The organism is Clostridia bacterium (assembly GCA_017405765.1).
GTDB lineage: Bacteria > Bacillota > Clostridia > Oscillospirales > RGIG577 > RGIG577.
Genome location: JAFQZS010000018.1, coordinates 1 through 12,304, shown reverse-complemented (window position 1 = coordinate 12,304; position 12,304 = coordinate 1). Strand labels below are relative to the sequence as shown.

Genomic DNA, 12,304 nt, shown 5'->3' with positions numbered 1-12,304 from the left:
GGGTTTTAAAAAGACGATATTTTTTTCGTGTTCATATTTATTTAAAAACTTAAAAAACCGCGTGAAATTGCGGCTTGTACTGTTCAAAACCCTGTTGATAATGTGGAAAAGTCAATGAAAGAGGACTTTTTTTTCGGCTTATGAAAACTTGTCCGCCTATTTTATGGTATTTTTGCATACCTGGACAAAACAGAACAAATCTTTTAAAAACCGCAAAAGCGGAGGTGAAAGTTTGAACAATACTTTGGTAAAAAAACTGAAAGAAGCGGTAATTGCAATACTTCCGATAACTGCGATAGTGATCATACTGAATTTTACCGTAGCTTCGATGCCGTGGGGAACGCTTGCTCTTTTTTTGGTAAGCGCGGTCTTGCTTATCATAGGCATGGGGCTTTTTACGCTTGGCGCCGACGTTTCAATGATGCTTATGGGAGACCTTATAGGCTCCGAGCTTTCAAAATCGCGCAAGCTGTGGCTTTTCATAGTTGTGTGCTTTGTTTTAGGCTTTGCCGTAACTGTGGCAGAGCCCGACCTTTCGGTGCTGGCCGGTCAGGTGCCTTTGATACCTGACAGTACGATGATCTTTACCGTTGCGCTGGGAGTAGGCATATTTTTGGTGCTTGCGGCGCTCAGAGTAATATTCGGGTGGAATTTAAAAATAACGCTGCTTGTTTTATATGCGGCTGTATTTATAATGGCGCTTTTTGTTTCCGACGGTTTTTTGGGCGTGGCGTTCGATTCGGGCGGCGTGACTACCGGACCTATAACGGTGCCGTTTATAATGGCGCTTGGCATAGGTATTTCGGCCGTGCGCGGAGGCGCAAGCTCGCGCGACGACTCTTTCGGATATATTGCGCTTTGCTCGGTAGGGCCGATAATAGCTGTAATGGCGCTGGGCCTTTTTTACGGTTCGCCGTCAGGCTCGCAAAGCCTGCCCGAGCTTGCAGAAATAAACGGCGCAGGAGAGCTTTTTAGAGCGCTGTTTTTAAGCTTGCCGAAATATTTTTCGCACGTTGCGCTGGCGCTTATGCCCATACTCGTGTTCTTTTTGATTTTTCAGGCTATATTTTTAAAGCTGCCAAAAAGAAGCCTTGCGAAAATCTTTGTGGGCGCGGGCTATACATATATAGGACTTGTGATATTTTTGAATGCCGTAAACGTGGGCTTTATGCCCGTCGGTTATCACATAGGGCAAAGCATTGCGGGGCTTTCGTACAACTGGATACTTATTCCCATCGGAGCGCTTATAGGCTTCTTCGTCGTGATGGCGGAGCCTGCCGTACATGTGCTTACCGAGCAGGTGGAAAGCGTGTCGGGCGGCTCGATATCGAGAAATTCCATGCTTATGTGCATGGCGATAGGCGTGGCGGTTTCTCTTGCGCTGTCTATGATAAAAAGCCTTAACGGGCTTTCCCTGTGGTGGTTTATTGCGCCGGGATACGCGCTTGCGATAATACTTTCATTTTTTACAAGCGATGTGTTCACCGCGATAGCATTCGACTCGGGCGGCGTTGCTTCGGGACCGATGACGGCTACGTTTTTACTGCCGCTTTCGATGGGAACGGTACTACGAACGGGCGGAGACATGATGACAGACGCTTTCGGCATTGTGGCAATGGTAGCCATGACGCCGCTTATAACGATACAGATAATGGGTCTTATCTATAAAATAAAGTTAAAACGCGGCGCGAATGTATCACAGGAGCCGTCTGACGAAGAAGATATCGTTGAATTTGAGACCGAGTCTGAAAATGAAGCTGAGGCTGAAGCTTGGGACGACGTCGAGGCTAGGCATGAAGCCGAGACCGAGAATAAGGCTTAAGCATGAGTGCAAAGGGGGAGCATATGCAAAAAGAATTACAAAAAGGCGTAAGGCCCATAAAGTTGCTTATAGCCATAGTTTCGCGCGGACAGGGGCCTAAAGTATCGAAGGAGGCGCACCGTCTGGGCGCGCACGGCGGCATTGTTGCGCTGGGACGCGGCACTGCGCCGAGCGAGATGCTCGACATACTGGGTATAGGCGGAAGTGAAAAGGATATATTCATATGCGCGGTGTATGCAAATGAGGCGCATGATATACTGACGGCGCTTTCCGATAAAATGGGATTTGAAAGGCCCGGCGGAGGCGTGGCGTTCACGATACCTGTTCAAAGCGTCGGGGGAACGACGCTGCTTGGCATGTTGATAGGAGAGAAGATAATTGAAAGGGGCGAAAGAGGTTGAGTTCGGAGCTTTATAAGAACGAAAAATACGAGCTGATACTAGTTATCGTAAATCGCGGGTTTGCAGACGACGTTATGGACTCGGCGCGAAGCGCGGGCGCGAACGGAGGCACGGTATTTTTGGCGCGCGGCACCGGAAACAAGGATACAAAGAAGTTTTTCGGCATAACGATACAGCCCGAAAAGGAGATAGTAATGATACTTGTGCCGCGCCAGAAAAGGAGAGATATCATGCGCGCCGTAAGCGCGGGCGCCGGATTGAACAAAGAGGGACGCGGTATGGCAATATCGCTGCCTGTTGACGATATAGCGGGAGTTATAAGAATGATGAGCGAGGAATAAGGCGCGTATTAAAAGCGGCAGGTCCGGTCATAATATCATGCGGAGGTGTGTATTCGCATGAAAGCCATAATTTTAGCGGGAGGACGCGGCGTTAGGCTTTGGCCTTTAACGGCTGCGCGTCCAAAGCCGCTTGTGCAGGTGTTCGGGGTACCCGTAATTGAGCACGCTTTGCGTGCGCTGAAGCGCGCAGGGATCACCGATATAGGTATAACGCTGGGCGTTATGCCCGAAAAAATAACGCAGGCGCTTCAAAGCGCAGCGGACGTTTCGCTTTCCTTTTTTAAAGAAGACAGCCCGCTTGGAACTGCCGGGTCAGTAAAGGCTGCCCGGCGTTTTTTTTCGGATGATGAGGATATCGTAATAGTAAGCGGAGACGCGGTATTCAATCTCGATATAAGCGCGGCGGTGCGCTTTCACAAGGAGAAGAATTCCGATGCTACTATACTGCTTTATCATGTGTCCGACCCGTCGCAATACGGCACCGCGCTTGTAGATGAAGATATGCGCATAATCAAATTCTGTGAGAAGCCTGCGTGGGCGCGCGTTTATTCCGATATGATAAATACAGGCATATATGTTTTAAAGGGCGAGCTTTTTAGGCTTGTGCCGGAGGGAACGTATTTTGATTTTGCAAAGGATCTCTTTCCGCTGGCGCTTGAACGCGGAGATGCGCTGTTCGGATTTGACGCGCGCGGATATTGGCGCGATATAGGCGATCCGCAGTCTTATCTTAAATGCCACCGCGATATTTTTGAAAATGTCGAAGGTATAGGCGAAAGCCTGCTGGGTCGTGATCTCGGCCGCGTTTGGGACGTGAACTCATACGAGGAATACGACGAAGCGAGCATAATACCGCCTGTATATATAGAACGCACAGCGCGTATTTCATCGGGCGCGCAAATAGGGCCGTACACCGTTATAGGCAGCGGCTGCGAGATCGCGTCGGGCGCAAAAATCGAAGACAGCGTTGTGCTTGACGCAGTAAAAATAGACAGGGACGCCCTTATTCGCGGGGCTGTGGCAGACGAAGGCGCCGTTATAGGAGAACGGGCGCATATAACAGAGGGCTGCGTACTAGGCGCGGGCGCAAGTGTCGGAAGCAACGCAGATATCGGGCGAAGCATGCTAATAAGATGCGGCGCAGAGATATATTCGGGCGCAGAGAGCGTGAAAATAACGACGAACGGAGCGCGTATAAAGATTTGCGATGATTTTTCGCCGGAGTCGGCGATCGGTATGGGGGCGGCGCTTTCACGCATATTCGGCGGAGAGCTTATAGCTGTGGGAAGCTGCGGACGCCGCGAAGCGGATCTGATAAGCTCTCTCATCGCACAGGGTATGGCGATCGACGGCACGAGCGTTTTGGACGTTGGAGCCTTAAATTACGGCGCATGCGCATATATTACGGCGCGCGCAGGATGCTCGGGGGGCGTGTTTTCGGAATGTGCCGAAAGAGAGATAAGAGTTTTTCTTATAGGAGAAGATGGGCTGCCCGTAGCGCCCAGGGTGACGGACGCGCTTTCGCGCGCCTTAAAGCAGCGCAGAAGCTTTGATTTTTCGCGTCTTAAATCGGCGCGGCGTTTAAGCTTTCCCGATGCTTCTTCGCTCTATATCGACGCGGCGGCGAGGGCGCTGAGGCTTTCTGATACGGGAGAAATATGCCTTACGGGACGCGGAGCGGACTATGAAGCGGCTAAGCGTATATTTGAGAGGATAGGCGTAGATCCGGACGGCCCGCCCACGTGCGACGTATATGACATAACAAACGGCAAGCTTGAGATAATAACACGAAAAAATGAAATTATCGCGGGCGAGCGCATTATTATGCTCTGTGCGCTCGCATATTTTAAGGAGGGCTCTCAAAAACCGTTTGCGGCGCCGTCTCATGTAAGAGACGCGCTTTATGACACAGCGAAAAAATACGGCGGCAGATTTGCATTAGGAGAACGCGAACAGTCAAATGAAACGGCGGCGCTTTTATACGATGCGGCGGCTCAGACCTGCTTTATAGCTTGTCATACGATATATAACGGCATCGGCGCAGACGAGCTCGCCCGGGAGCTTCCGAAGGTGCACTCAGCTTCGCGCAGTATACCGTGCGCACCGTCCGGACGCGCGCGTCTTATGGGACGCATAGTGTCGTATGCGGGAAAGGACGCCTCTTTGGGCGACGGAGTTAAGATAACTCGCCCGCGCGGGAGCATTACAATAAGGGCCGAGGAAGACGCGGAGCGTCTTACTCTGCGGGCGCAGGGAGAAACGCTTGAGGCAGCCGAGGAGATATGCGACTTTTTCGACGAGCTCATACGCGGATATACGCATGAAGCGTGAAGCGTGTTTTTTTATGTTCTGCCCATCTTATGACAAATAAGACGGGCAGTTTCTTTATGATTCGCGAAAGGCGGCGCGCTTTTATTACGCCGCCTTTCTTAAATCAAAACGATTGAAACGGCGCGCTTTTATGTGTATAATATTTTAATAAGACTGCATGAGAGTCTTTTTTTGGATAATATAAGGTGGATTTTGAGGGTTCGTTTTATGATATATTTTGACAACGCCGCGACGACGCGCCCGTATACGCAGGCGATAGACGCGGCCGACAGGATAATGCGAGACGTTTTTGCAAATCCGTCCGCCATACATTCGTTCGGTATGGAAGCCGGAGCCGAAATGAAGGCGGCGCGCGCCGCGATCTCGCGTATACTGGGCGCAAAGCCGGAGGAGCTTTATTTTACCGGCGGAGGCACTGAGGGCAACAATATCGCTCTGTTCGGCACGGCGGACGCTAAGAGGCGCATGGGAGAACGCATCGTGATATCGTCTGTTGAGCATGCGTCTGTGGAAAATCCCGCGAAGGAGCTTAAAGCGCGCGGCTTTGATGTGATAAGCGTACCGGCGCCGAGAGGACAGGTCGATCATGACGCGCTTTTTCGGGCGATCGACGACAAGACTATATTGGTGAGCGTGATGCTTGTTAATAACGAGCTTGGTACGATAAACGACATTGCGCAGATAAGAAAGCTTATGGACGAGAAATGTCCGCGCGCGACGCTTCACTGCGACGCTGTGCAGGGCTTTTTAAAGATCGATTTTTCCGTTAAGAGTATTTTGGCCGATATAATAACTATCAGCGCGCATAAGATACATGCGCCGAAGGGCGCAGGCGCGCTTTACATAAAGCGCGGGACTAAGATAAATCCAATAATTTTAGGCGGAGGTCAGGAGGCGGGAATGCGCTCCGGCACTGAAAATCTGCCGGCCATCGTCGCGTTTGCCGAAGCCGCAAAAAAGGGGTATGCAGAATTTTCTGCGCGCGAATCGCGTGCGCGAAAGATAAAAGAACGCATTGTCTCGGAGCTTTTCAGATACCCCGAATATTTTAAGATAAACTCGCCCGAAAATTCGAGCCCTTTTATATTAAACGTTTCGACGCCCGTAATGAGCGAGACGATGCTCCATTATCTCGAATGCTTCGGTATATATATCTCAGTCGGGTCGGCCTGCTCGTCCAAGCATAAATCAAAGAGCATTCTTTCACGCGCGGGATTTGATGAGAAAACATATAAAACGGGCGTTCGCATAAGCATAGGCGATAATAATACCGAAGAAGAAGCCGTGATTTTGGCGGCGCGCATGACAGAGGGCGCGCGTACGCTCATACACGCATAACAGGAGGACGTATGAAAGAGATAATTCTTCTTAAAATGGGCGAGCTTGTCTTAAAGGGCTTAAATCGCAAAAGCTTTGAAAACAAGCTTATAGCCAACGTAAGACGAGCTATAAAGCCTTACGGCAAATTTACGATAACTCATGCGCAGTCGGCGGTGTATGTTTATCCCGAGGGCGACGCTGATATTGACGAGGCAGTTGATGCGCTTAGCCGCGTGTTCGGTATAGCAACGCTTTCGCGCGCCGGAGAATGTGAAAAGGATATGGATAAGATACTGCCGTTTACCGCACAGTACTGTAGCAAAGAGCTTATGGGCGCGCGCACGTTCAAGGTGGAGTCAAAGCGCTCGGATAAAAGTTTCCCCCTAAAGTCGCCCGAGATCGCGGCCGAGGCGGGAGGTTATCTTCTTGAAAAATTCCCGCATCTTAAAGTTGACGTTCATTCGCCCGACGTCGTGGTAAACATAGAGATACGCGATGAGATGGCCTACGTTCATGCGGGGCGCATAAAGGGCGCGGGAGGAATGCCCGTGGGCACGAACGGAAAGGCCATGCTCATGCTTTCGGGCGGCATAGACAGCCCCGTCGCAGGATATATGGCCGCAAAGCGCGGCGTGGAGTTGTCGTGCATACATTATTTCAGCTATCCGTATACGTCGATGCAGGCGCTTGATAAGGTAAAGGAGCTTGCATATATACTTTCGCGTTACGCGGGGCGCATGAACCTTTACATCGTGCCGTTCACGAAGATACAGGAGCATATAAGGAAATACTGTCCCGACGAGCTTACCACTTTAGTTATGCGGCGCATAATGATGGAGATAGCCTGCGCCAAGGCCGAGCAAGTGGGCGCGCTCGCCGTAGTGACGGGAGAGAGCATAGGCCAGGTGGCAAGCCAGACGATGCACGCGCTGGCTTCGACCGATTCGGCGGCGACGATGCCGGTGCTGAGACCCGTTATAGGCATGGACAAGACGGAGATAGTCGCGCTATCAAGAAAGATAGGCGCGTTTGAAACGTCTATTCTGCCTTACGAGGACTGCTGCACGGTGTTCACGCCAAAGCATCCTAAGACGCGGCCTAGCGTTGAGGAAGTTAAGGCGGCCGAGGCGGCGTTCAACTTTGCGCCGCTTATTGCGGAGGCTATGGATAATATAAAGAAAATACGTATAAACTTTGAAGAACAGGAATAAAAGAGGAGGACGTTATGGAACAGGCCAAGAAAAAGAGCGCGGAGCTTATCTCAATAGGAACGGAGCTGCTTTTGGGCAATATTCTTAACACGAACGCGAAGTATATCTCGGAAAAGCTGTCGCAGATGGGTATCGACGTATATTATCAGACGACTGTGGGCGACAACCCCGACAGACTTGAGCGCGCGCTTGAGCTGGCAAAATGCGCGCCGACATAATCATAACGACGGGAGGACTGGGCCCCACTTACGACGACCTTTCAAAAGAGACGATAGCGCGGGATTTCGGCAAGAAGCTCGTTATGCACGAGCCGTCGCGCGCGCGCATAGAGGGATTTTTTAAGAAGATAAAGCGCGAAATGACGCCTAATAATTTAAAGCAGGCGCTTATGCCCGAGAGCGCGGTAATCTTTGAGAATAAAGTGGGCACGGCCCCCGGATGCGCCGTGGAGGACGACAACGGGAAGATCGCAATAATGCTGCCCGGCCCCCCCAGAGAGATGAAAACGATGTTTGAAAATTCGGTAGTCGATTATCTGTCGCAGTTCTGCGATTCCATTATCGCATCGAAGACGATATATACGGCGGGGATAGGCGAGTCAACGCTTGAAGATAAGCTTTACGACATGATGACGACGTCCACGAATCCGACGATAGCTCCCTATGCAAAGGAAGGCGAATGTATCTTACGCGTTACGGCGAAGTGCAAGACGAAAGAGGAGGCCGAAAAGCTCATCGACGAGGCGATAGAAAAAGTGAGAGCGCGCGTGGGCGAATATATTTACGGCGTGGATATAGGAACGATAGAGAACGCGATTGTTAAGCTCTTAAAGGAGAAGGGACTTAAAGCTGCGTTTGCCGAAAGCTGCACCGGCGGTCTTATCGCAAAGCGCATAACCGATATAGCGGGCGCGTCCGAGGTGTTCGAGATGGGCGTTGTGGCGTATTCGAACGACGTTAAAATAAAGCTTTTGGGCGTGGATGAGAGCATTATAAAGGAGCACGGCGCTGTAAGCGAAGAATGCGCCGCAGCTATGGCGAAGGGCATATATAAGATATCGGGCGCCGACTTCGGCCTTGCCGTTACGGGCGTGGCAGGCCCCGGCCAAAGTGAAAACAAGCCCGCAGGCCTTGTATATATCGCGCTTTACGACGGAAAGGAGCTAAAGACTAGGCAGCTCAATATTTCCTACACCGTGCGCGAGATGGTTCGCCTGCTTTCGGCGAATTATGCACTCGATATGCTCAGGCGCGCCGCACAGGCAAGGTAGAGGGAGACGCTTCGGAGACGGTCGATGTAAGAAAAGCTTTTACTAAAAACGACACTTTAGGATATCTGTCGATACGAGAGAGTGTAAGAATCGCACAGCTTTGGCTTAAATGCTGGCTGTGCGATTTTTGTTTTATACTGTAGTCGAATAATAGAAGCCATTATCACGCCTTGGTAATAGAATCCAACTTCAGAAGTCATCCGAGAAACGATTATATAACATGATGTAATCGTCTTACGGATTTGTGTGTTGACCTGTTGGGTTTGGTATTATAAAATTGAGACAGTAAAAAACGTGAAAGATATCAAATAGCTATAAAATATGAGGGGGCTTTTGTGAAATGGCAAAAGGCATTATCTATCTTATGACATCCGTCGTTCCCGGACTTGTCAAGATTGGCAAAACGGGATCCTCTAATTTCGAACAGCGCATGAATTATATTGAACATCACGGCTATAGGAATGTCACCGGCTTTAAACGTGAATTTGCTATAGAGGTAGAGGATTACGATGAAAAAGAAATTATGCTGCATACGATTTTTGCAAAAAGTCGAGTTTCCGATACCGAGCTTTTTGCGCTGGATGTTAACATTGCTGTACAGCTTCTATCGTCTTTTGACGGGAAAGTGGTATTTCCGAAAACGGAAAGCAAAGACGAAATCTTCGATACTGCTACAGATAACAGCAAAAGCAAACTCATACCCAACGGTACATACACCTTTGAGAAAAAGAAAAAATCTGACGATAAGGTCGTACATGCTGCTGCTGTCATCAATAATAGCAATTGGGTACTCTTGAAGGGAAGCGTATTGGGCATTGCCGAAGATGAAGGAGTTCCCCGAAAAGCAAAAGCAGTGCGCGCAGCCTTATCATTAGACAACAAAGGTACATTGCTGGAGGATTTTGAGTTAGGCGATTGTTCTCCTTCTCACGCTGGTACTGTTGTTATGAACCAATCCAATACTGGCTGGACTGATTGGAAAAATGCAGAAGGACAACCTGTCGATGTATATCGACAGCAGAAGGGTTGAAGGCCGTGAATAGGTGCTTTTTTAGAAGTTTAGATGGGTTTTGCAGTTGTCTTCAGACAGAAGCCTCTGGACAAGTCTATGTATCCTATGAATCAAGAAACGGTATGTCCCCGAAAGGTCATACCGTTTTTAGAATCGAATGAATACTTTCTTATTTTCGTCCTCACGTGGGCGGCCTTTTTTGCAAAAGATTTTGATTTTGTGGTAAATACCACAGACTTTAGCGCGCGATAATGATACGATAAGTCCGAAGAGAAAACAATATACGGAGGGACATCATATGGTAAGGAAGATAATCTCGATAGATAAAGAAAAGTGCAACGGGTGCGGTATATGCGCAGACGCCTGCCATGAGGGCGCGATAGGAATGGCCGGAGGAAAGGCGCACCTTATGCGCGACGATTACTGCGACGGCCTGGGAGACTGTCTGCCTGCATGCCCGATGAACGCGATAAGCTTTATTGAGCGGGAAGCGGCTGCATATGACGAGGCGGCAGTTTTAAAAAATAAAGAGCGAAAAAAGAACGGCGCTCCGTTTGCGGCGGCTTTGCCGGGCTGTCCGGGCTTACGCGCAGCATCAATAACGCGCGAAGCAAAAGAAGATGAGGCGGCAGCTTTTCGTCCCGCAGTCAGTCGTCTTTCGCAGTGGCCCGTGCAGATAAAGCTTGCGCCGGTGAAAGCGCCTTATTTTGACGGTGCAGACCTGCTTATTGCGGCCGATTGCACGGCTTACGCCTATGGCGGCTTTCACGATAAGTTTATAAAAAACCGCATAACGCTTGTAGGGTGCCCGAAGCTTGACGGCGTAGATTACAGCGATAAGCTTTTTGAGATAATTAAAAATAACGATATAAAAAGCGTGACGCTAGTGCGCATGGAGGTGCCCTGCTGCGGAGGCTTAAGATACGCGCTTGAAAAGGCGTTGAGCGAGAGCGGCAAGCTCATACCGTGGCAGGTAGTTGTGATATCGACCGACGGGAGGATATTATCTGAGTAAAGCCTGATGTAACGACAAAAAGCGGCGGCACATATGATATTGCGGGGGCGTGTGAGAGCGCGCCCCCGCGCATATCTTGGGAGAAATCGTATGAAAGTATATGTGTATGCAATTTGCAAAAACGAAAGCCGCTTTGTAGAGAATTGGATGAGCTCGATGGCGGAGGCGGATAACGTATATGTGCTTGACGTCGGGTCGGAGGACGAAAGCGCTTGGCGTCTTAAAAATGCGGGAGCAGTTGTAAAAACAGAAAAGGTCATACCGTGGAGATTTGATGAAGCGAGGAACATGTCGCTTGAAATGGTGCCGAAAGACGCCGATATCTGCGTATGCACCGATATTTGCGAGACATTTAACGCAGGCTGGCGGGAAAAGCTGGAGGCTTCATGGAAAAACGGCGCAACGAGAGCCATATGTAAATATATCATAGGCTTTGACAAAGAGGCGAATGAAGATAAGACGGCTTTTTTTGATAGGATACACGCGCGAGAGGGCTTCGTTTGGGCGCGTCCCGCTTATGAAAAGCTCGTGCTTTCACAAGGCGCGCCGCCCGAGACGAGAGTTTACGCCGACGGAGTAACGCTTTACCGCCGTGAAAAAAGGCCAAAGCCGCACGGTGAGTTCGTATCGCTTTTGGAGGCTTATGTGAGGGAAGACCCGCACGACGCCGAGGGAGTTTTTTATCTCGGGCGAGAATATATGTATTGCGGGAAATGGGATATGTGTATTAAAACGATGATCCGTCACCTTTCAATGCCGGGCGTCGTTTGGCCCGGCGAGCGCTGCGCCTCAATGCTTTGTATCGCGCGCGCCTATGAAGAAAAGGGCGATGCGGGGAATGCACAAAAATGGTTTCTTCGCGCCGCGGCTGAGGGCGTGCATTTAAGCGAGCCGCACAGAGAGCTTGCACGTTTTCTTTCAAAGCAGGGAGAATTATACGGCGCGATATATTTTAAAAGACGCGCGCGCCTTTTAAATGAAAGCGCCGAAGCCGTAAAAACAGGCTTAAACAGCAAAGCGTGGGGTATCATATTTTGATATCCCACGCTTCAGCGTGTTGAAAAACTTGTTTTTTGACATGCTGGTAGGCTTTCGAAAAAGAAGGCGGAATGCGTCAAACACGGCGCCCGGGGTCCCCTAAAAATACGCGCAAGCGGATTTTTTGGGGTGGTTCGGGCGTATGAGATACGGCAGAGCCGTGTTTGACGTATAGATGAAAACCCGCTGAAAAGCAGGCTTTTCAGCGGGCAAAATAAACGCGAGAAAGATAAGTCTTTTAATTCTATTTCGTGTAAAAATATTTAAATCATTTTTGAAATAATTTTGAAAAAATATTGAGATTTTCGAGGCCGTCCCGAAAATTGTGTAAACCTCCGATAAGGTGTAAAATAGAAGCACCATATTGGAGGTTTAATTATGAGCAGCAGAAGAAAACGCAGTCCCGAGGAACGAGCACGGAGGGAGAAAATTCGTGAATTGCTGCAAAGCAGTGGAGTTAGCAGCATGGAAGACATTCAAAATCTATTCAAGGAAACCATAGCGGAATTCATGGAGAATGGATTGGAAGCTGAGCTGGACGAT

Annotated in this window: 9 protein-coding genes and 1 pseudogene; all 10 read left to right on the top strand. The window is 49.6% G+C overall.

Annotated features, from left to right (window positions below; genetic code table 11):
• The first annotated feature begins 163 nt into the window (after positions 1–163).
• The 10 genes and pseudogenes from IJG50_03535 to IJG50_03490 all read left to right on the top strand — a co-directional run bounded on the left by IJG50_03535 (position 164) and on the right by IJG50_03490 (position 11,761).
• Positions 164–1,822, top strand: coding sequence for a DUF1538 domain-containing protein (locus IJG50_03535; GenBank protein ID MBQ3378919.1), 1,659 nt, complete (start codon positions 164–166; stop codon positions 1,820–1,822).
• Between the two features lie 23 nt (positions 1,823–1,845).
• A complete protein-coding gene (locus IJG50_03530) occupies positions 1,846–2,223 on the top strand; it encodes a hypothetical protein (GenBank protein ID MBQ3378918.1) in 378 nt (125 codons plus the stop codon).
• On the top strand, positions 2,220–2,564 hold the full coding sequence (locus IJG50_03525; GenBank protein ID MBQ3378917.1) for a P-II family nitrogen regulator: 345 nt from the start codon (positions 2,220–2,222) through the stop codon (positions 2,562–2,564). The genes IJG50_03530 and IJG50_03525 overlap by 4 nt, the downstream gene beginning before the upstream one ends.
• Positions 2,565–2,621: 57 nt before the next feature.
• On the top strand, positions 2,622–4,895 hold the full coding sequence (locus tag IJG50_03520; protein ID MBQ3378916.1) for an NTP transferase domain-containing protein: 2,274 nt from the start codon (positions 2,622–2,624) through the stop codon (positions 4,893–4,895).
• Positions 4,896–5,102: 207 nt separating this feature from the next.
• Entirely contained in the window at positions 5,103–6,233 is a 1,131-nt protein-coding gene (locus tag IJG50_03515) for a cysteine desulfurase (GenBank protein ID MBQ3378915.1), read from the top strand.
• Positions 6,234–6,244: 11 nt separating this feature from the next.
• Positions 6,245–7,426, top strand: a complete 1,182-nt coding sequence (gene thiI / locus IJG50_03510; protein MBQ3378914.1) for a tRNA 4-thiouridine(8) synthase ThiI — start codon at positions 6,245–6,247, stop codon at positions 7,424–7,426.
• 14 nt (positions 7,427–7,440) lie between these two features.
• Positions 7,441–8,696, top strand: a pseudogene (locus IJG50_03505) (competence/damage-inducible protein A).
• Positions 8,697–9,036: 340 nt separating this feature from the next.
• Complete coding sequence (locus IJG50_03500) at positions 9,037–9,726, top strand: hypothetical protein (protein MBQ3378913.1); 690 nt, start codon at positions 9,037–9,039, stop codon at positions 9,724–9,726.
• A 280-nt stretch (positions 9,727–10,006) separates the two neighbouring features.
• Positions 10,007–10,723: a 4Fe-4S binding protein gene (locus IJG50_03495; protein MBQ3378912.1), complete on the top strand. Its 717-nt coding sequence runs from the start codon at positions 10,007–10,009 to the stop codon at positions 10,721–10,723.
• Between the two features lie 90 nt (positions 10,724–10,813).
• Positions 10,814–11,761 (top strand): glycosyl transferase family 2, encoded by a 948-nt coding sequence (locus IJG50_03490; protein MBQ3378911.1) that lies wholly within the window; start codon positions 10,814–10,816, stop codon positions 11,759–11,761.
• Positions 11,762–12,304: the final 543 nt, after the last annotated feature.

Coding starts and splice junctions, on each gene's coding strand:
- IJG50_03535 (MBQ3378919.1), top strand. CDS start 164: ATGGTATTTTTGCATACCTGGACAAAACAGAACAAATCTTTTAAAAAC.
- IJG50_03490 (MBQ3378911.1), top strand. CDS start 10,814: ATGAAAGTATATGTGTATGCAATTTGCAAAAACGAAAGCCGCTTTGTA.
- thiI (MBQ3378914.1), top strand. CDS start 6,245: ATGAAAGAGATAATTCTTCTTAAAATGGGCGAGCTTGTCTTAAAGGGC.
- IJG50_03495 (MBQ3378912.1), top strand. CDS start 10,007: ATGGTAAGGAAGATAATCTCGATAGATAAAGAAAAGTGCAACGGGTGC.
- IJG50_03520 (MBQ3378916.1), top strand. CDS start 2,622: ATGAAAGCCATAATTTTAGCGGGAGGACGCGGCGTTAGGCTTTGGCCT.
- IJG50_03515 (MBQ3378915.1), top strand. CDS start 5,103: ATGATATATTTTGACAACGCCGCGACGACGCGCCCGTATACGCAGGCG.
- IJG50_03500 (MBQ3378913.1), top strand. CDS start 9,037: ATGGCAAAAGGCATTATCTATCTTATGACATCCGTCGTTCCCGGACTT.
- IJG50_03530 (MBQ3378918.1), top strand. CDS start 1,846: ATGCAAAAAGAATTACAAAAAGGCGTAAGGCCCATAAAGTTGCTTATA.